Source organism: Pseudooceanicola atlanticus (assembly GCF_000768315.1).
Classification (GTDB): Bacteria; Pseudomonadota; Alphaproteobacteria; order Rhodobacterales; family Rhodobacteraceae; genus Pseudooceanicola; species Pseudooceanicola atlanticus.
The window spans coordinates 310522-330677 of record NZ_AQQX01000003.1 but is presented as its reverse complement, the minus strand read 5'-3'; the positions used below and the strand labels follow the sequence as shown (position 1 = coordinate 330677).

The 20156-nt window shown below is 66.4% G+C and carries 18 protein-coding genes; 8 read left to right on the top strand and 10 right to left on the bottom strand.

What is annotated here, in order from left to right:
- Positions 1 to 11: 11 nt before the first annotated feature.
- The 9 genes from ATO9_RS09440 to ATO9_RS09400 form a co-directional block, all read right to left on the bottom strand.
- Positions 12 to 1373, bottom strand: a complete 1362-nt coding sequence (locus tag ATO9_RS09440; protein ID WP_043747786.1) for an acetyl-CoA carboxylase biotin carboxylase subunit — start codon at positions 1371 to 1373, stop codon at positions 12 to 14.
- Between the two features lie 3 nt (positions 1374 to 1376).
- Positions 1377 to 1886, bottom strand: coding sequence for an acetyl-CoA carboxylase biotin carboxyl carrier protein (accB, locus tag ATO9_RS09435; protein WP_043747784.1), 510 nt, complete (start codon positions 1884 to 1886; stop codon positions 1377 to 1379).
- A gap of 34 nt (positions 1887 to 1920) precedes the next feature.
- Complete coding sequence (locus ATO9_RS09430; protein WP_043747781.1) at positions 1921 to 3693, bottom strand: pyruvate, phosphate dikinase; 1773 nt, start codon at positions 3691 to 3693, stop codon at positions 1921 to 1923.
- A gap of 3 nt (positions 3694 to 3696) precedes the next feature.
- Positions 3697 to 4302, bottom strand: a complete 606-nt coding sequence (locus ATO9_RS09425) for a hypothetical protein (RefSeq protein WP_052418204.1) — start codon at positions 4300 to 4302, stop codon at positions 3697 to 3699.
- Entirely contained in the window at positions 4299 to 5777 is a 1479-nt protein-coding gene (locus ATO9_RS09420) for an AMP-binding protein (protein WP_043747779.1), read from the bottom strand. Before ATO9_RS09420 ends, ATO9_RS09425 begins: the two co-directional genes overlap by 4 nt.
- A gap of 54 nt (positions 5778 to 5831) precedes the next feature.
- Positions 5832 to 7385, bottom strand: coding sequence for a hypothetical protein (locus ATO9_RS09415; RefSeq protein ID WP_043747777.1), 1554 nt, complete (start codon positions 7383 to 7385; stop codon positions 5832 to 5834).
- Positions 7386 to 7409: 24 nt separating this feature from the next.
- Entirely contained in the window at positions 7410 to 8159 is a 750-nt protein-coding gene (locus ATO9_RS09410; protein ID WP_043747773.1) for a PEP-utilizing enzyme, read from the bottom strand.
- Between the two features lie 137 nt (positions 8160 to 8296).
- On the bottom strand, positions 8297 to 9802 hold the full coding sequence (locus ATO9_RS09405) for a class I adenylate-forming enzyme family protein (protein ID WP_043747771.1): 1506 nt from the start codon (positions 9800 to 9802) through the stop codon (positions 8297 to 8299).
- Complete coding sequence (locus ATO9_RS09400) at positions 9799 to 11037, bottom strand: thiolase family protein (protein WP_238318708.1); 1239 nt, start codon at positions 11035 to 11037, stop codon at positions 9799 to 9801. Before ATO9_RS09400 ends, ATO9_RS09405 begins: the two co-directional genes overlap by 4 nt.
- Positions 11038 to 11146: 109 nt before the next feature.
- On the opposite strand from ATO9_RS09400, the gene surE reads away from it, so the two are divergent.
- The gene (surE, locus tag ATO9_RS09395; protein ID WP_043747765.1) at positions 11147 to 11914 is read left to right on the top strand and encodes a 5'/3'-nucleotidase SurE; all 768 of its coding nucleotides are present in this window, start codon (positions 11147 to 11149) and stop codon (positions 11912 to 11914) included.
- Positions 11915 to 11929: 15 nt separating this feature from the next.
- Here the strand turns inward: surE and ATO9_RS09390 are convergent, their stop codons facing one another.
- The gene (locus ATO9_RS09390) at positions 11930 to 12685 is read right to left on the bottom strand and encodes a tyrosine-protein phosphatase (protein WP_043747762.1); all 756 of its coding nucleotides are present in this window, start codon (positions 12683 to 12685) and stop codon (positions 11930 to 11932) included.
- A gap of 232 nt (positions 12686 to 12917) precedes the next feature.
- Between ATO9_RS09390 and ATO9_RS09385 the strand changes: the two genes are divergently transcribed.
- From ATO9_RS09385 to ATO9_RS09355, 7 genes are read left to right on the top strand one after another with little or no spacing between them, the layout of a single operon-like run.
- Positions 12918 to 13889 carry a sugar ABC transporter substrate-binding protein gene (locus ATO9_RS09385; protein WP_043747759.1) on the top strand — a complete coding sequence of 324 codons (972 nt, stop codon included), beginning with the start codon at positions 12918 to 12920 and terminating at the stop codon, positions 13887 to 13889.
- A gap of 54 nt (positions 13890 to 13943) precedes the next feature.
- Complete coding sequence (locus ATO9_RS09380; protein WP_043747757.1) at positions 13944 to 15482, top strand: sugar ABC transporter ATP-binding protein; 1539 nt, start codon at positions 13944 to 13946, stop codon at positions 15480 to 15482.
- The gene (locus ATO9_RS09375; protein ID WP_043747753.1) at positions 15479 to 16489 is read left to right on the top strand and encodes an ABC transporter permease; all 1011 of its coding nucleotides are present in this window, start codon (positions 15479 to 15481) and stop codon (positions 16487 to 16489) included. Before ATO9_RS09380 ends, ATO9_RS09375 begins: the two co-directional genes overlap by 4 nt.
- Entirely contained in the window at positions 16489 to 18234 is a 1746-nt protein-coding gene (locus ATO9_RS09370) for an acyl-CoA dehydrogenase family protein (protein ID WP_043747751.1), read from the top strand. Before ATO9_RS09375 ends, ATO9_RS09370 begins: the two co-directional genes overlap by 1 nt.
- Positions 18231 to 18989, top strand: a complete 759-nt coding sequence (locus tag ATO9_RS09365) for an energy-coupling factor ABC transporter ATP-binding protein (protein ID WP_238318707.1) — start codon at positions 18231 to 18233, stop codon at positions 18987 to 18989. The genes ATO9_RS09370 and ATO9_RS09365 overlap by 4 nt, the downstream gene beginning before the upstream one ends.
- The gene (locus ATO9_RS09360) at positions 18986 to 19585 is read left to right on the top strand and encodes an energy-coupling factor transporter transmembrane component T family protein (protein ID WP_043747749.1); all 600 of its coding nucleotides are present in this window, start codon (positions 18986 to 18988) and stop codon (positions 19583 to 19585) included. Before ATO9_RS09365 ends, ATO9_RS09360 begins: the two co-directional genes overlap by 4 nt.
- A gap of 20 nt (positions 19586 to 19605) precedes the next feature.
- A complete protein-coding gene (locus tag ATO9_RS09355) occupies positions 19606 to 20145 on the top strand; it encodes a biotin transporter BioY (RefSeq protein WP_043747747.1) in 540 nt (179 codons plus the stop codon).
- The last annotated feature ends 11 nt before the right edge of the window (positions 20146 to 20156 follow it).

Here is a 20156-nt window from a genome sequence, read left to right as displayed (position 1 = left end):
CTTGGTCTCCTTCAGGCAACGTCTTGCGCCGCGAGGAACTGATCCTCGAGCCAGCGCGTGGTGATACGGTTTTCCCGGAAATCGGGGTGGTCGATGATGCGGGCGGCGAAGGGCAGCGTCGTGGTGATGCCCTCGACCCGGAAATCGCGGATGGCGCGCAGCATTGCTTCGATCGCGTCGTCGCGGGTCCTGGCGCGGGTGATCAGCTTGCCGACCATGCTGTCATAGAAGGGCGGCACGAGATCGCCGTCGCGCATGTGACTGTCGAGTCGCACGCCGTCTTGCAAGGGCGGAGCCCAGGCGGTCAGGCGGCCGGGCGCCGGGGCGAAGTCGCGGGCCGGGTCTTCGGCGTTGATGCGGACCTCGAGCGCGTGACCGGACAGGGTGATCTCGTCCTGTGACAGGACAAGGCCCTGGCCGCTGGCGGCGAGGATCTGGTGGTGGATCAGGTCGTGGCCCGAGATCTCCTCGGTCACCGGGTGTTCGACCTGGATGCGCGAGTTGACCTCGATGAAGTAGAAATCCTCGCGCGCGACATCGTAGAGGAACTCGACCGTGCCGGCGCCGCGATATTTCGCATGGGCACAGAGCCGCACCGCCGCCTCGCGCAGTTTCTGCTGCAGGGCAGGGGACATGGCGGTGACCGGCGCCTCTTCGATCAGTTTCTGGTAGCGGCGCTGCACGGAACAGTCGCGGTCGCCGAAATGGATCACGTTGCCTTCGCCGTCGCCGATCACCTGCACCTCCACGTGGCGGGCGGCTTCGACGAAGCGTTCCATGTAGAGCCGGCCATCGCCGAAGGCGGCCTGGGCCTCGCGGGTGGCGCGGTTGAAGGCGCTTTCCAGCCCGTCGGCGGAGCGGGCGAGGAACATGCCCTTGCCACCGCCGCCGGCGCTGGCCTTCATCACCACGGGGTAGCCGAGCTCTTCGGCCGCGGCCTTGGCCTTGGAGGCGCTGTCGATCATGTCGGTGCCGGGCACGGTCGCCACCTTGGCGGCGCGGGCCACGGCGATGGCCGAGAGCTTGTCGCCCATATCCTCGATGGTTTCGGGGCGCGGGCCGATGAAGGTGATGCCCTCTTCGGCGCAGCGGCGGGCCAGTTCGGGTTTTTCCGACAGGAAGCCGTAGCCCGGATGCAGCGCGTCACAGCCCGTGGCCTTGGCCGCGTGAAGCACAAGGTCGACGTTGAGGTAGCTTTGCGTGGCCTGGGCGGGGCCCAGCACGACGGCGCGGTCGGCCATCTGGGCGGGCAGCCCCTCGGCATCGGCCTGGGACACGCCGATCACGGTTTCCAGGCCCATGTCGCGGGCGGTGCGCAGAACCCTCTGGGCGATCTCGCCACGGTTGGCCACGAAGATGCGGGATACGGTCATGGATCAGGCCTCGGGTTCGATCCACATGAGCGTGGCACCGAATTCGACCATGTCGCCGTCCTGGGCCACGATCTCGCGAACGGTGCCCTTGAGACCCGCGCGCATGGTGGTGAAGAGTTTCATCACCTCGATCAGGCAGATCTCGGTCTCTTCGGTCACGGTTGCGCCCACGGTCACGTAGGGGTCGGCCTCGGGGCTGGGGGCGCGGTAGAAGGTGCCGAGGTTCGGGGCCTTGACCTCGATCCAGCCGGAGCGGTCGGTGCTGTCCGCGGGGGCCGGGGCCGCGGCGGGGGCTGGTGTTGGGGCCTGTGCGGGAGCCGGGGCCGGGGTTGGAGCCTGTGCGGGCGCCGGGGCGGTGGCCGGTTGGGCATTGCCGCGGGCCATCGGGCTGGTGGCGTTGGCATCCTTGGTCAGGAACAACTCGTCCTCGCCCATGCGCAGGTGCATCTCTTTCCAGGAGCTGTCGCCGAAGAGTTCGACCAGAGCCTCGATATCGGTTTGTTTCAGTGTCATGTTCTTTTCCGTTCCTGACCGGGTCCTTGGGGGTTCAGACCGAAGCCTCGACCGCGATGGTTTCGCGATCCTCGTTGGTTTTCTGCGCGCGCAGGGCGGCGAGCAGGATGGCGAGGCGGGGTTGGCCGACGATGGTTTTCACCCCGGCCGCGACCGCGATGGCGACGCCCTTGTCATCGGCCAGCGCACCGCCGCCGGCGATATCGACGCCTTTCAGCAGTTCGGGCAGGCGATCCAGTTCGCTGCCGCCCTCGACCGCGTTCAGATCGAGCGCCGATGACGGCGCGTCGCCGGGCAGGATGACCCTGACCGGGCTGACGCCTTCGGCGATCCGGGTCAGGCGCACGATGCCCGAGAGCGCGGTTTCGTCGGGTTCCTGCACGTCGAGCGCATCGGCGAGGATCAGGCCCTCGGCGCCGTCGACGGTGATGGTGCGGCCCGCAAGCGCGGTGACGGTGGCGTCGCCGCAGCCGGTGACGCAGGGCACGCCCAGGGCGCGGCTGACGACGGCGGCATGGCTGGTCGATCCGCCCCGTTCGGTCACGACGGCCATGGCGGCGATCATGCCGTGCAGGTCGTCGGGGCTGGTGGTGGCGCGGGCCAGGATCACGGCCTCGCCATTGGCGGCGCGGCGTTCGGCCTCGTCACTGTCGGTGACGACGACACCGATGCCGATGCCGGGAGAGGCCGCTTCGCCCCTTGCCAGCGTTTCCGCAGAGGCGGCGGCGCCGTCGGCCAGGCGCGGGGCCAGCAGGGAGCGGACCTGGTCGGGGGTGATGCGGGTGAGGGCGGTGGCCTCGTCGATCGTGCCCTCGTCCAGCATGTCGGTGGCGATCTTCAGCGCCGCTTCGGGCGCGCGTTTGGCGGCGCGGGCCTGAAGGAAATAGAGCGTGCCGTCCTGCACGGTGAATTCGATGTCCTGCACGTCGCCGTTTTCGACCTCGAGCCGGCGGGCGCCGTCGAGCAGGGCGTCATGCGCCTCGGGCACGGTGTCGCGCATCGTGTCGAGTGGCCTGGGCGTGAACTTGCCCGACACCACGTCTTCGCCCTGGGCGTTGACGAGGTATTCGCCGTAGGGCGTCGGATTGCCGTCGATCGGGTTGCGCGAGAACATGACGCCGGTGCCCGAGGCGCCGCTCATGTTGCCGAAGACCATCGCCTGGATGACCACGGCCGTGCCGAGATCGTCCGAGATGTCGTGATGCTTGCGGTAGCGCTTGGCCCGCCGCGAGTCCCAGCTTTCGAACACCGCGCGGACGGCGGCGTGCAGCCGGTCGGTCGGGTCGGCGGGCAGGTCCTTGCCCGAGGCCGCGCGGATGGTTTCGGCCCAGTCCTGCGCCGTGTCGTCATTGGACAGCTCGCCCGCGTCGGTCTTGAGCACGATGTGGCTGTAGAGTTCATGAAACCGGCGATGGGTGTCCCGGGCAAAGGCCGGGTCGCCGCATTCCTCGGTCAGGGCGGTTTCGGTTTCGCCGCAGATGCCCATGTTGAGCACGGTATCCATCATGCCGGGCATGGAGATCGCGGCACCGGAGCGCACGGAGACCAGCAGCGGCGAGGGGCCGTGGCCATAGGTGCGGCCGGTCTGTGCCTCGAGCCAGGACAGGCCCTCGGCGATCTCGTCGATCAGGCCGTCGGGGAAATCCTTGGTGCGGCGGTATTCGGTGCAGGCCTCGGTCGTGATGACGAAGGCGGGCGGCACGGTCAGGCCAAGGGCGGCCATGCGCGCGACCGACCAGCCCTTGCCGCCGATCAGCAGCTTGTCGGGCAGGTCCGAGCCGTCGAGTTTCGTGGTCCAGCGGGTCATGGGTTACTCCAGGCGTTCGCGGCCAAGCACGCGGATCAGGTCCTCGTGCATTTCGAACCAGGCGGTGTGGTAGCTCATGCAACGGGCGTCGGAGACCCAGTCGATCTCTCCGTCCTCGGCGCGTTCCAGCGCGGTCAGCAGCAGCTGTTTCCAGACCGACAGGCGCGGCAGCCCGGCGGCCAGCCGGTCCAGCACCGGCTCGGCCCGTTCGTGCAGGTCGCCCAGGCGGTCGATGATCTTGTCGTCATAGGCCTTGTCGGAATGGTCGTTGGGCATCGACTTGCCGCCGACAGTCATGGTCTGCCATTCGGTGATGAGCGATTTCAGCTGTTCGTTCACCCGTTCGAAATCGTCATAGGCGGCCTGCATGTCGGCATTGGCGCGTTCATCGGAATAATCGCGGGAATAGGCCGATTTGAGCGCGATCTGCGCCGTGGGCTGCAACATGTACTTGTCGCCGGTCTTGAGCGCGCGGCCCGTCTCGGCGGCGGCATCGAGGTGCTTGGTGACCACGGCTGGATCGAGCGCGGTGATGGCGGCGACCTCTTCGGCGGTTCCGTGTTTCTTGATCGCCAGCCCGTGGAGGGCCAGCTGCGGATCCTTCATCATTCGGACATCTCCCTGTGTTTGCTGCCCGCGATCATGTCGTCGCGAACCTTGCGCCGCAGGATCTTGCCCGCGCCGCTTTTTGGCAGGCTGTCCCAGACATCCACGCCCTTGGGGCATTTATGTCCGGCCAGCCGCGATTTAGCGTGTTTCAGAACGGCATCGGGGTCGAGACCCGGGCGGCCCGACACGACCGCATGGACGCGATCGCCCCATTTTTCGTCGGGCAGGCCGATCACGGCGACCTCGACGACGCCCTCGACCTCGAGCAGGATGTCCTCGACCTCGCGGGGGTAGACGTTGTAGCCGCCCGAGATCAGCATGTCGTTCTTGCGGTCGAGGATGTAAAAGAACCCGTCCTCGTCCATGCGCCCGACATCGCCGGTGTGAAGCCATCCGTTGCGGAAGGTCTTGGCCGTCGCCTCGGGACGGTTCCAGTAATAGGCCATGGTCTGGGGGCCGCGGCAGCAGATCTCGCCGGTTTCGCCGACCGGGACCTCGTTGTCGTCATCGTCCAGCACCTTGACCTCGACGATGGTGAAGGGCCGCCCGCAGGAGCCGATCCGGTCGTGATCCTCGGGTTTGAGGCAGGTGATGACCATGGGGCTTTCGGCCTGGCCGTAGCATTGGGCGAAGACCTGGCCGAAGCGGGCCTCGGCGCGGCGCAGCACGGCCTCGGAGATCGGGGAGGCGCCATAGGCGATGCGGCGCAGGTCGAAGGTGGCGTCGGCGCAGCCCGGTTCCTCGAGGATCATCGACAGCATGGTCGGCACGAGGAAGGTCAGCGTCGCCTTTTCGGCCTGGGCCATGTCGACGAATTGCGCGGCGTCGAATTTCGTCATCATCAGGCTGCGCGCGCCGCGCACCAGCGCGGGCAGGAAGAACGCGCCCGAGGCATGGGCAATGGGGGCCGCGTGCAGGAAGGTGTCGCCTTCGCGGATGTCGGGCATCAGGTCGGTCAGGAAGGCCGACAATTCCGCCAGTTCGCCGCGTTCGGTCAGGGTGACAGCCTTGGGCTGGCCGGTGGTGCCGCCGGTATAGCCCATGCGGTAGGGCGCATCGAGCGCGCGGGCGACGGAACAGGGGGTGCTGTCGCCGGTGTCGATCATGCGGTTGAGCGTGGCCAGGTCGATCTTCATCTCGACCGGGAAATCGTCGTCGCCGGGATGGATCACCGCGCGGGACTGGCTGTCGGTCAGCTTGTAGGCATGATCGCCGATGGTTTCGCGGGTGTTCATCCCGACCCGCACCAGCCCGGATTTCGCCAGGGCGTAATAGGCGACGATGCATTCGATGGAATTGGGCAGGAGCACACCGACCTGGTCACCCGGTTCGAGGCCCGAAGCCAGAAGCGCGTTGCCCAGACGGTCGGTGGCCGCGTCGAATTCGGCGAAGCTCATGACGCGGTCGTCCTGCACGAGGCAGGGCGCGGTCTTGAAATGACGCGCTGCGCGTCGGATGAGAGATCCGATCTGCATTGGTAATTATCCTGTCTTTGGGGCCGGGGGAGGGGCGAACCCCTCCCGCCGACATCAGTCCCGGAGGCCTTCGACCTCGTCGCGGGACAGGGAGGACCCTTTGCCGGCCAGCTTGCGCGAGGCCTGCTGCGACACTTCGTAGAGCGCGTCGGCCTTTTCGGACCCGGCGTTGTACTTGACCCAGGTTTCGCACAGGAACCGGTTCTCGGGGACGAGCGCCGCGGGGCAGAATTCCTGGCTGGCCTTGTTGTACTCGGCGAAGTTCATCTTGCCGCGCGTGGTGGTATAGACGTCCTTCTTCTCGGGCAGGTTGGTGATGCCGGGATAGAGCGGGCCCGCCGTGGGCGTGTAGGTTTCGCCCGACAGAACCGAATAGGGGATCGGCGTGTACATCTTGGTCGGCGCATTGGAGTGCATCATCATCTGATACTCCGACAGCTTCTGGCTGGGGTTGGACAGCAGCCCCACCAGTTCGCCCAGCACATCACGGCCATATTCGTCGTTGAGCAGCGGACGGAAGCGTTCGGCGCGTTCGTCGACCTTCATCCAGTCGTCCACGTCGTAGACGCCGGCGATATGGGCGAGGTCCTTGATGATCGCGAAATAGGTGATCGCGCCCGCATCCATCATCTGGTCGCGGGAATAGCCCGCGATGCGCTTCCAGAGGTTGTTCATCGCCTCTTTCACCTGCGCGTCGAGCTTCTTGAACATCGCGATCAGGTCCTCACGGCTGTCCATGCCCAGCGGTACGTAACCTTCGGAGAGGTTGTCGGAGGTGTAGAGCCCGACGCCGATCAGCTTGTCGGCGGAAAACTCGGGCTCGGCCTCGAAGCTGCCCCAGTCGTCGACCAGGTAGAAATGGCAATCCTTGGCGGCCATCGTGACGGTGATGTTGTTGAACTCCACCCCTTCGGCGACGCCGTCGAGCCATGGGAAATCGCTTTCGGCGAGGTCCATGAAGTCCCGCACGATCATCTCGGAATTCTCGTTCAGCTTGTAGGGGCCATGGTTGTGCAGGCTGATCCGGCTTTCGCAGGAGATCAGGAACCCATATTGCGAGGCGGAGGCCATGAACTGGTGCGCGGCCTCGTGCAACTCGTCGCCGTTCTCGCAGGTGTAGAGATCGGAATGGAAGACCTGGGTCTGGCGTTCCGACAGGATCTGGGCGCGGTGGCCGTATTGCACGCGGCTGATATGCCCATCATTGCGGTAGAGCGCGAGCTGGAAGCGTTTCCAGAAATCCATGACGTACATGACGTCCTCGATCGCGTCGGTCGGCTTGATCACGCCCATGTTGATCAGCCATTCGCGGCCCAGCAGGTAGAAGTTCGGCAGGCCCCAGCTGACGCCCGGGGCGCGGTGCTTCATCGCCATTTCGCGGGACCGGTCGCCCAGTTCCTCGGCGGACATGCGGGTTTCGATCTTACGCAGCAGCGACGGATAGCGGTAGAAGGCCATCAGGTAGCTGAGCATCATGTAGGACGGCACCGGGAACAGCTTGGATTCCTGGACCGTGCGGGTGACGCAGAGCCAATAGCTTTCGTCGACGTTCTGCTGGATCAGGTTGTTGGTTTCCAGCAACTGGCTGTAATTCAGCGGCATTGTCATTGTCTGTCTCCTCCCTTGCGCGGCTCAGCTTGCGCCGGCGACGCGCCAGACCTTGACGGTCCGTTCGACATTCTTCTGGTAATCGGCGGCGGTTTTCGGGTCGCCCGTGCTTTCGATGCGCACGGTGTCGCCCTGCTTGATGCCGCTGACCTTGGCGTTCATGACGCAGGGCACCCCGTATTCACGGGTCAGGATCCCCAGGTGGGACCGGGTGGTGCCGCCGGCGCAGATCACGCCCTTGAACTGTTCCAGGATCGGCGCGGTCAGGGTGCCGCCACTGTCGTCGATGATGGCGATGGTGTTGTCCGGAACGCCCTCTTCGAGAAACTTCATCACCTGCATGGGCGAACGGATGTAGCGCGCGACGCCCTCGCAATCCTCGGCGTAGCGGGCCACGTTGTCGCCCTGGCCGCGCTGTTCCAGCCCGCCTTCGGCGGCGGCGGTCACGGCGTCTTCGTGTTCGAAGCTGAACTCGCCCATATCGTCATCGCTGACGCCTTCGACGGGCTTGTAGGCCTCGGGCCGTTCGGTGGGCGAGATCGCCGCGGACCAGTCGAAGAGATGCCCGGCATCGAGCAGCATCTTCTCGACGCCCTTCATGTCCTCTTCGGTGATCAGCGTGTAGGATTTGTCGAATACGAAACTGTCCCAATGCCCGCCGGATTCCGCCAGCTTCTGGCGCACGATGTCCTTAACGGCGGCGTGGAATGCCTCCACCGTCGGCGATGCGTTGGCGTCCCCGAACTTGTCAGTGTCGGTGTATAGTTTGGCCATTATGTCCTCCCTGTGGTGATCCCCTTCTCCTCCTCGGGGTCACGAATTGACTTTGCCGTTTCACCTTGCGTCCTGTCAACAATGTTAAGACAAGATTGTTAGACAATTTAGTTGGACGTAAGGATTTTATGTAAATTTCAATTGCGTAGCTGCGCCTTGAGCACCTTCCCGGCGGCGTTTCTGGGCAGGTTTTCGCGGATTTCGTAGCGCTTGGGGCGCTTGAACCGGGCCAGCCGATCCAGGCAGTGGGCATCGAGCGATTCCGCCAGCGCCGGGGGCGTGGCGCCGGGGGCGGGCACGATCAGCGCGACGACGCTCTCGCCCCATTTGGGATCGGGGGTGCCGATCACCGCGACCTCGGCCACGGCGGGGTGGGTGGAGAGCACGTCCTCGACCTCGCGCGCATAGACATTCATGCCGCCCGAGATGATGACATCCTTGATCCGGTCCAGCAGGGTCAGCCGCCCGCGATCGTCCAGCCGGCCGATATCGCCGGTATGGAGCCAGCCGCCGGCGAGCGTGTCCGCCGTGGCCTCTGGCCGGTTCAGGTAACCCGACATAACGGTGGGGGCACGCAGGCAGACCTCGCCCGCCTCGCCCTGCGGGACCTCTGACCCGTCGGGGGCGAGCAGGCGGAGCGTGACGCCGGTGCGCGGGATGCCGACGGAGACGAGGCCGGTATCGTCGCCCTCGGCGATGGCCCGCGCGATGGAGGCCTGGTCGTTGGCGGTGATGGTGCAGGGGCTTTCGCCCTGGCCGTAGCCGTTCCAGAGCCTTGGCCCGAAGGTGTCGACCGCGTTGCGCACATCCTGCGCCAGCACCGGTCCGGCGCCGGTCAGCACCGTGCGGATATGGTCCTGCGCCAGGTCGCCGATGCCGTCCTGGCGCATCCGGCTCAGCAGGGTCGTGGGGGCGAAGAAGGTCACCGCCTTGCGGGCCGTCAGGATGGCGCGCATGTCATCCGGATCATAGCCGCCCGAGGGCATGAGGACATGTTCGGCGGCCCGCGCCACGAAGCTGAGCCCGAATAGGCCCGAGGCATGGGACGTGGCGGCGAGGTGCAGGAGCGTGTCGTCCGGTGTCAGGCGGTCCACGTCAGCCAGGTAGCCGGTGGTCATGGACAAAAGGTTCGCATGGCTGAGGCAGGCGCCCTTGGGCGTGCCCGTGGTGCCGGAGGTGTAGAAGACCCAGGCGGTGTCGGTCAGCGCCACGGGGCAGGGTGGCCCGTCGGGGTCGGTCTGCGCGGCGCCGGTCGCCGCGGCGCTGCCACGTTCGATGATGTCGAGGGTCGGGCAGAGGGGCGCGATCTCGGTCGCGATGGCCGGATCGGTGATCGCGAGTTTCGGGGCCAGGTCACCGATGATGCCAGCGATTTCGCGCCCGTGCAGCGTGGCATTGACCGGTGCGGCGACGAAGCCGCCCCACCAGCATCCGAAGAGCCACGAGAAGTAACTCTCGGTGTTCTTCATCGCCAGCAGCACGGGGTCGCCGGGGCGCAGCCCGCGCCGGGCGAGGGACGCGGCGATGCCGGCCGCTTCGCGGGCCAGCCCGGCATAATCCAGCGCCTGGCGGTTGCCGACCGAGATGGCGGGCCGGGTGGGATGGCTGCGCGCGGCTTCGTGAAGCAGCGTCGCGAGGCTCATGACGCGGCCTCGAGGATGGTGATGCCGATGGCGGCCTCTTCGACGCCCATCAACCCCCCGCCGTTTTCGGCCAGGGCGATGCGGGCGCCGTCGACCTGGCGGGGACCGGCCTCTCCGCGCAGCTGGGTGACGAGTTCGAAGGTCTGGGCGAGGCCCGTCGCGCCGATCGGGTGGCCGCGGCTTTCCAGCCCGCCGGAGGGGTTGAAGGGGATACGGCCGCCCAGCGTCGTGGCCCCGCTGTCGGCCAGCGCGCCGCCGCCGCCGAGTTCGGTGAAGCCCAGCAGTTCGGATTGCTGAAGCTCGCCGAAGGCGGTGGCGTCGTGGCATTCGACGACGTCGATGTCCTGCGGTCCCAGCCCGGCAACCTCGTAGGCGCGGGCCGAGGCCTTGCGCGAGATGTGGTTGGCGTAATCGTCGGGTGCGCGGCGGCCGCCATGCATCATCACGGCGGCCCGGACCCTGACGGCGCGGGCGGCGTTGATGCGGGCCAGCCCGGCCTTGTTGCACACGATGGCCGCCGCCGCCCCGTCGGAAATGGCAGAGCACATGGGCAGGGTGAAGGGCCAGGCGATCAGCCGGGCCGCGAGGATGTCATCGGTGGAGAAGGCGCGCTGGAACTGGGCGCGGTGATTGTGCACCGAATGGCCGTGGTTCTTGGACGCGATGGCGGCGATCTGGCGTTCGGTGGTGCCGTATTCGGCCATGTGCCACTTGGCGAAGGCGGAATAGACATCCATGAAGACGGAATGCGGGGTTTCGCGGGCCGCGGCCTCGGGCGGGGTCGGGGTGTTGCGCCCCAGATCGCCGAGGCGGTCGATGACGTGGTCGCGTTCGCCGCGTTCCCAGGAGCCTTCGAAGGCGGTCATCGAGACCGCGCTGTCGGGGTGGACCATCTTTTCCGAGCCGACCGCCAGCGCGATGTCGGCCTGGCCGGTCTGGACATGGGCCAGCGCCAGGTGCAGCGCGGTGGTGGCGCTGGCGCAGGCGTTTTCGACATTGATGATGGGGATGGGGCCCAGCGGCAGGTCGCGCATGGCGATCTGGCCGCGCACGCCATATTGCCCCTCGATCGCGCCCTGCACCGCATTGCCGAAGAAGACGGCGCCGAGGTCCCCGGCCTCGAGCCCCGCGTCGGCGAGTGCGTCCCTGACGGCCTGTTCGGCCATGTCGCGCACCGACAGGTCCGGATGGCGTCCAAAGGGTGTCATGCCGACACCGGCGATCCAACTTTCCATGATGTCCTCCCTTCCGGGGCCCCTCCGACCCCGGTTCGATTCCCTGTGAATTCACCTATCATAATGCCCAACAATGTTGTAGGACAATTTAGAAAACGGAGGAGAGACCATGAAGAACCTGAACGGACACAGGGTGCTGCTGTGCAATGACGACGGGATCGAAGCCGACGGGATCAAGCTGCTTGAACGGCTGGTGAAACCCCATTGCGACGAGACCTGGGTGGTGGCCCCGGCAGAGGAGCAATCGGGCGCGTCGCATTCGATCTCGATGCATAATCCGATTCGTCACCGTCAGCTGGATGCGCATCGCCACGCGATCAAGGGCACGCCCACCGATTGCGCGCTGATGGGTATCTACGAGCTGATGCCGGAACCGCCGAGCCTGCTGTTGTCCGGCATCAACTGGGGCGCCAACCTGGCGGAGGACCTGACCTATTCCGGCACCGCCTCGGCGGCGATGGAAGGGGCGCTTCTGGGGGTGCCGTCGGTCGCGATGAGCCTGGTCCATGCCTTCGAGGAGGTCCATTGGGAGACCGCCGAACGCTTTGCCCCCGAGGTGATCGACGGCATCCTTGATGCGGGGATCGCACCGGGCACCTTCGTGAACGTCAACTTCCCGCCCGTGGCGCCGGACAAGGTGAAGGGCATCCGCGTCTGCCGTCTGGGCCAGCGCCCGCCGGGGTCGTTCAAGCCGACCAAGCGCACCGATGCCCGGCGCAAGGATTACTGGTGGATCAAGATCATGCGGGTCGATCATGATGTAACCCGGGGCACCGACCTGGACGCCATCGAGAACAACGAGATCTCGGTGACGCCCATTCAGCTGGACATGACCGCGGACCGGTCGCTGAAGGCGCTGGAGGCGAGTTTCGCCTGAGCGCGGGGGCGGCAGTCACGCTGTGGGCTCTGTCAGCAGGGCCTGCAGCGCCTGACGGTCGGCGGCGTCGAAGCCCAGCTCGGCCATCCAGTCGTTGCCGGGGCCGTGGCGCCGGCGCAGCGTGGCCAGCGCCGTGTCTATATAGGCGCGGCGGGCGGAGGTCAGGACGTCCAGCGTTTCGGTCGCGACACCGCCGGGGAACATGAAGGCCACATCGCGTCGATATTGGTCGGTCAGGACGTAATCCCGGGCGGCGGTGTCGTCGTCGCATCCCGCTGCCAGCAGCGTCAGGGCAGAGCCCCATCCGGTGCGATCCTTGCCCGAGGTGCAATGGATCAGGACGGGACGGCCATCGGCCTCCAGCAGGGTGCGGAAATAGTCGCGGTAATTGGCGATGTGGCGTTCGGCAAAGAGCGTGTAATGGCCCGTCACCTCGGCGATGACCTCGGCCGCGGTGATCTGGCCGCGACGGATACGCGCCAGCATCACGTCGGTGTTTTCCGGCAGGAAGCCGGGATTGGCGAGCCGGATCGCGTGGCCATCGGGCAGGCGGTCGGGTTTCTGCGCGGCTTCGTCGGGCAGGCGGAAGTCGAAGAGCGCGAAGAGATCGAGCGCGTCGAGGCGGTCCAGGTCGGCCTCTGTCAGCTCGGCCAGCGAATCGCTTCGATAGACAAGATGCCAGCGGGTTTGCCGTCCCGGACCGGCCGGATATCCCCCGAGATCGCGAAAGTTCGCGGCGCCTTCGAATGGCAGTTTTCGCTGCTGTATCACGAAAAAATCCCCTGTTTGGATCAATTTAGAACCTGAACACCTGCGCTGAAACGCCTGCATTTCTTGGCTTCTGTGTATCTGCGTTCAAATTGTTTTACAATCTTGTTGGGCAAAACCGTTGACCAAAGTTGTTTGAGCGGTTTAGCGTGATCTGCATCGGATGACACCGCGTCAGGAGGAGGCGCCGCATCCGACAGGAAAAGGCGCAAGCAATGCGCCAAGGGAGGACATTATGAATTTGACTGCGAAACTCGTCGCCGGCGCCTTTGGCGTTGTCGGCATGGCCGGAGCGGCCTTTGCACAGGACGTCAAGCTGGGCGTCGTGGCGGTGAACTACAACTCGCCCTCGATCCAGCGCCAGGCCGATAGCGGCATCGCCTATGCCAAGGAGCTGGGCTGGGAGGTCGAACTGTTCGACGGGCAGGGCGACCAGGTTGCCACGAACAACGCCGCGATGGCCTTCATGGACCGCGATTTCGATGCAATCCTGAACGTGGCCTCGGCCAATACGCAGATGTCGGGCGTGATCGGCTATGCGAATGAAAAGGACGTGCCGTTCGTCTCGACCTTCTCGGGCCTGGTGCCGGGGATCACGGCCGATATCGGGTCCAACAACACCGCTGACGGCGTGATCGCCGCGACCGAGCTTGCCGGCCGGATCGAGGGCACGGGCAAGGTGGCCGCGCTGAACTGGAACGTGCTGCCGGCGCTGATCGAGCGGGAACGCGGGTTCGATGCGGTGATGGCAGGCTATCCCGAGATCGAGGTGACCAAGATCGAGATCAAGGTGCCGGGGCAGGTCGACGATGCCTATGCCCAGGCCAACAACCTGCTGCTGGCCAATCCCGACCTCGACGCCTTCTGGGTCGGCTGGGACGAGCTGGTCGCCCCGGTGGTGCGCGCGATCGAGCAGTCGGGCCGCGAGGCGGATGTGTTCGTCGTCAGCCAGGACGGCATCCCCGAAGTGCTGGAACTGGTGCGCCAGGACGGCCCGGCAGAGCTGACCGTGGCCTATAACGTGGACCGGATGGGCGTGGTCGCCGTGGACGTGATCAAGTCCACGCTCGAGGGCAACCCTCCGCCGACGCAGCTGCTGACGCTGAAGCCCTGCCTCGTCACCGCGTCGAGCGCCCCGGCCAAGGGCGAGTCGCTGGACTTTTCGACCTGCGGCCTGTTCTCGGGAGAGAGCGTCGCCGGCAACTGAGACGACACCCGGGTCGCGTTCGCGCGGCCCGGTTTTCCTGTTGCGAGACCCATCATGACACATGACGACCAAACCGCCGGGCCGCGTCCCGGCGAGGTTCTGACCATCCGTGGCCTGACCAAGCAGTTTCCCGGCACCCTGGCGCTGGACAATGTCGGGTTCGACGTGCGCGAGGGAGAAATCCACGCGCTGTTGGGCGAAAACGGGGCCGGGAAATCGACGCTGATCAAATGCGTCTGCGGGGCCTATGCGCCAAGCTCGGGCGAGATCCGGATCGACGGCAAGTCCGTCGACATCGCCACCCCGGCCGACGCCACCGCCGCGGGCATTGCCGTGGTGCATCAGCACATGAACCTGGTGCCGACGCTGAGCGTCGCGGAAAACCTGCACCTGGGCGAGCCGCTGCCGCGGCGTGCCGGGCTGCTGAACTGGGCCGCCGTGCACAAGCGCGCCCGGGCCATCCTGGACAAGGTCGGCGTGGATATTCCGACCTCGACCCCGGTGAGCGCGCTGCGGCCGGAACAGCAGGCGATGATCTCGATCGCGCGGGCGGTGTCGACCGATGCGCGGATCATTATCCTGGACGAACCCACCAACGCGCTGTTGCCGCACGAGGTCGAACGGCTGTTCGACCAGATGCGGGCCTTGGCGGCGAAGGGGCATTCGTTCCTCTACGTTTCGCACCGCCTGTCGGAGGTGTTCGAGATCGCGGATCGTGCCACGGTTCTGCGCGACGGGCGCAATGCGGGCACGTTCGAGGGCGAAGACATCACCCATGAGAAGATCGTGGAGGCCATCGTGGGCCGGGGCGGCGCCCTGGCCGAGCGGCGCCTCCGGTCCCATGCCCGCGAGGGGCGCATCATGCGGGTGCGCGACCTGTCGGGGCAGCGGGCGCGGGGCATCACGTTCGACCTGGCCCCCGGAGAGATCGTGGGCGTCGCCGGGCTGCCCGGATCGGGCGCGGACGAGACGCTGAACCTTCTGTTCGGGCGCAGCCGTCCGACGGCGGGCGAGGTGGAGGTCCTGGACCGGCCGATCCGCCTGCGCGATCCGGCCGATGCCATCGCCGCCGGGATTGCCTATGTGCCGAAGAACCGCCTGACGGAGGCGATTTTCCACGCCGAGAGCATCCGGTCGAACGTCACCCTGCCGAGCCTTGCGCAATATCTGCGCGAGCCGTTCCTGCGCCTCGTGCATCGCGGGCGTGAGGATGCGGCGGCCAACCAGGTCACCGCGAAGATGCGGGTGCGGATGCCCGGCATCGAGACCGCGATCGACGATCTGTCGGGCGGCAACCAGCAGAAGGTCGTTCTGGGCCGATGGCTGTCCACCGGCGCGCAGGTCTTCCTGCTGAATTCGCCGACCGCCGCCGTGGACGTGGGTGCGAAGAAGGAAATCTACGAGCTGATCGACGAACTGGCCCGGGACGGCAAGGGGATCGTCTTTGCCTCGACCGAACTGGAAGAATACGCGCTGGTCTGTGACCGGGTGTTCGTCTTTGCCGCCGGCAGGGTGGTGGGCGAATTGTCGGGTGCGGATGTGACGGACGCGAAGATCATGACACTCGCCGCTGGAGGGGCAATCGCAGCATGACCACATCAGACACCGCAAAATCCGACCCGACCCCCGCGCGCAAGTTCGACTGGATCGATTTCCTGTCCCGCTGGGGGACGCTACTTTCGCTTGTCCTGCTGATCGTCCTGTTTTCCTTCGGGCGACCCGAGGTCTTCATGACCCTGCGCAACATGCTGAACATCCTCAACCAGGTGTCGATCCTGGGGATGATCGCCTTCGGGCTGACCATCTGCCTCGTCGTCGGTCTGTTCGACCTGTCGATCGGGGCGATGGCGACCTTCGGCGGCTATTTCGCCGCCCGGTTCCTGATGGAGTTGGGCTACGAGAGCTGGTTCGTCGTCGTCCTGGTCATCCTGGCCGTGATGGCGCTGTCGGCGCTGATCGGGATGCTGAACGGTGCGCTGATCTCGAAGCTGGGTATCTCGGCCATCGTCGAGACGCTGGCGATGAGCTTTGTCGTGACCGGGGTGATCCTGGGCGTGTCGGGCGGGCGCACCGTGTACGCGACCGAGATCCCCGACGCCTTCACCATCATCGGGCAGGGCAAGATCGCGGGGGTGCCGAACCCCGTGCTGATCCTGCTGTTGCTGGGGCTGGTGCTGTGGGTGTTCCTGGAGCACACGCAGACGGGGCGGAACATGTATGCGCTTGGCGGCAACCGCGAGGCCTCGCGGTTGTCGGGTATCACCTTTTCGAAATATGCGCTGATCGCCATGGGGATCAGCGGGGCCTGTGCCGCGCTTGGCGGGCTGGTCGCGGGGGCGAACCTTGGCGCGGGGCGGCCGCAGGGGGTGGGCGACGTCTACCTGCTGAACGCCTTCGTGGCCGTGTTCATCGGGGCCTCGACCCTGAAACCGGGCAAGTTCCACATCCTCGGCACCGCCATCGGCGTGCTGCTGATCGGGGTGATCAACAACGGGCTGTCGGTGATGGGGGTCCAGACCTTCTGGCAATACATCGTCCAGGGTGGCATTCTGATCCTCGCGCTGATTTCGGCGTCGTTGAATACAGTCAGGCGAACGTGATGACCGACCACCCTTTCGACCGCGCGACGCTGGACGCGCTTCTGTTCAACTGGTTGGAGATCGGCACCCTTGCCGATCTTCCCGCGCATCAGGGGCAGACCCCGGAAGACTGGCGTGCGGTCCTGGACCTGGCCGACCGGATCTCGCGCGAGGCGTTCGCGCCGGCCTGGCGGGCCTCGGACCAGGTTGAGCCGCAGCTGGTCGATGGCAAGGTCGTGGTCGAACCCGGTACCCGCAAGGCGGTGCGCGCCTGGCTGGATGCCGGGCTGCACCTGGCGGGCGTCCCAGAGGACGAGGGCGGCATGTCGCTGCCCTTTACCGTTGTCGCGGGGACCATGGCGATGAGCATGGCCGCGCATATCGCGGCGTCGTCCTTCCCGATGCTGAGCGTGGCCAATACCCGGGTGATCCGGACCTTTGGCACGCCGGCGCAGATCGCCGCCTTTGCCCAGCCGCAGCAGGAGGGCGAGGCGCTTGGCACGATGTGCCTGTCCGAGCCTGCGGTCGGGTCGTCGCTGGGGGACACCACGACCCGGGCGCTGCCCGATGGTGAGGACGATCTGGGCCCGCGCTACCGGTTGCGCGGCACCAAGATGTGGATCTCGTCCGGCGGGCAGGACATCACCCCGATGACCGTCCACCTGGTGCTGGCCAAGGTCGAACAGCCGGACGGATCGCTGATCCCGGGATCGGGTGGGCTGTCGCTGTTCGCCGTGCCTTCTGTTTTGCCGGATGGGGAGCCGAACGACGTGGCGGTGGCCGGGCTGAACCACAAGATGGGATGGCGCGGCACGCCGAACTGCGTGATGGCCTTTGGCGAGAACGAGGGCGCCCGGGGCTGGCGCATCGGGGCCGAGGGGCAGGGTCTGCCGATCATGTTCCAGATGATGAACGAGGCGCGGATCGGTGTCGGAATCGGTGCCGCGGCGCTGGCCTGGCGCGGCTACCTTGCCTCGCGCGGCTATGCGTCGGAACGTGTGCAGGGCCGCCCGCTGGAGGATCGCAACCATCCTGCGCCGGTGCCGCTGCTGCGCCACCCTGATGTGCGGCGGATGCTGCTGGCCCAGAAGGCGATTGCCGAGGGCAGCCTCGCCATGTGCCTTTACGCGGCGCGGCTGGTCGACCAGGAGGCGGCCGGCGATGCGGAGGCCGGGCGGTTGCTGGGCCTGCTGACGCCGATCGTGAAAAGCTGGCCGTCGGAAATGGGGCTGGTCGCCAATCATTACGCCATCCAGATCCATGGCGGCTATGGCTATACCCGTGATTTCGAGGTCGAACAGATCTACCGCGACAACCGTCTGAACCCGATCCACGAGGGCACGACCGGCATCCAGGGGATCGACCTGCTGGGCCGCAAGGTGATCTTTGACAAGACCGGGGGGATCGAGCTGCTGATGCAGCGCATCCGCGAGACCGAGGCCCGCGCGGAGGACATTCTGCCGGAATGCGCCGCTGCCCTGCGCACGGCCCGGGCGGCCGTGGAACAGGCGGTCGACACCGTGCGCGGGCAGAACGATCCGGCCGCCGCGCTGGCCAATGCGACGCAATTTCTGTCCGCGACGGGGCATCTGGTGGCCGGTTGGCTGCTGACGGACCTTGCAACTCGGCCCGGTCCGTTGAATGACGGGCACAAGGTCGCGGCACGCTACTTTGCCGGGTTCGAACTGCCGCATGTGCAGGCATGGCTTGCGCCCGTCATGGCGCAATCCGACCTGACCGCGACCCTTGAGGAAGACTGGGTGTGATCCACGACAGGCACATCCGGCGGAACGCCAGTGCCGGGAATGGGTCGATGAACGGGTCGATGCGGATCGAATTGTCGAAGGTCAGGCTGACGCTCGAGGACCGGACGGTCTTTGACGGGCTGGATCTGTCGCTGGATGTCCGGCGGCTGGGGCTGGTCGGGCGCAACGGTGCGGGCAAGTCGCAATTGCTGCGCCTGATCGCCGGGCTGACCCGTCCCGATGACGGCACGGTCCGGGTGGGCGGGTTCGATCCGGCGAAGGACCGCAAGGCGGCGACGTCGCGCATCGGCTTTGTCTTCCAGAACCCCGATCATGCGCTGCTGTTTCCCACCGTGCTGGAAGAGCTGACCTTCGGCCCCAAGGCCAAGGGCGCCACCGCGCGGGAGGCCGAGCAACTGGCGAAGGCGCATCTGGCGCGGTTCGGTGTCGCCCATTGGCACGACCGGCTGGTGCATTCGCTGTCGCAGGGGCAGAAACATCTGCTGGGCCTGATGGTGGCGAGTATCGGCGACCCTGATATATTGCTGATGGATGAGGCCTTTGCCGGGCTCGATCTGCCGACGACGCTGGCGTTGCGCCGGGTGCTGGAGGAGCTGCCCGCCGCGCGGATCGAGGCGAGCCATGACCTGGACAGCCTGACGGGCTGTGACCGGGTGTTGTGGATCGACGCCGGCGCCGTGCGGCTGGACGGCGAACCGGGAGAGGTCATCGGGGCCTATCGCGATGCCATGGCCGGGCAGGGGGGATTTGAATGATCGGAGCGCTCTCGGCCCGGCCAACGCCGTTTCACCGCATCCCGGCGGCGCGCAAGCTGCTGGGGCTGTGTGTGTTCTGCACAATTCTGGGCGTCACCGACCTGCCGGTGCTGAACTGGGCGGCCTTCGGGGCGGTGATGCTGGCCAGCCTGATCCCCGGACGCTGGTTCCTGTCGCTGATCGCGCGGGATCTGAAGATGCCCGCCGTGATCGCCGTTTTCATCATCGCGTTCCAATGGGCGACCGGGCACCTTGTGCTGGGCCTGTCGGTGGCGGGCACCTTGATGGCCTGTATCGCCGCGGCGATGGTGTTTTCGCGCACGACATCCCCGGCAGAGACCCTGGGCGTCGTGGACCGGGGCCTTGCCCGTCTGCGTGTGCCCGAGGTCGCGCGGCGCAGGCTGTCGCTTGCCGTGGCGCTGACCCTGCGTTTCATCCCCGCGCTGTCGGCGCGGGCCGATCACCTGGCCGAGGCCTATCGCATGCGATCGCCCCGGCGACTGAGCTGGCGGATCGTGCCGCCGCTTGCCCTTGGCGCCCTCGACGAAGCCGATCAGGCCGCCGAAGCCATGCGCGCCCGCGCGCATACGATCTGACTGAGGAAGGAAGGATTCCCATGGAAAAGACACTCGCGCGGATCGCGCTATTCGCTGCCCTCATCGCTGTGCTGGGGCTGTTGCCCAAGTTGACGCTGGCCTCGGGCATTCCGATCACGGCGCAGAGCATGGGCATCATGCTGGCCGGCACCATCCTGGGCGCGCGCAACGGGGCGCTGTCGGTGCTGCTGTTCCTGTTCCTGGTGGCCCTGGGCCTGCCGTTGCTGGCCGGTGGCCGTGGCGGGATGGGCGTCTTTGCCGGGCCGACGCTGGGTTACCTGATCGGGTTCCCGCTGGGCGCCTTCGTGATCGGGCTGGTGGCTGACCGCTTTGCCAAGCCCAAGACCTTCCTGCCGGCGCTGACGGGGGCCGTGGTGGGTGGCATCGGTGTCGTGACCGTCTGCGGGATCATCGGCATGGCCGTGATGATGAAAGTGTCGCTGCTGACGGCGACGGGCTATGCCATGCCCTTCATCCCCGGGGACATCCTGAAAGCCGTGATTGCCGCCGCAATCACCGCGGCGCTCTACAAGGCGCGGCCGGGCTTCGCGAACGCCTGACACGAAACGGG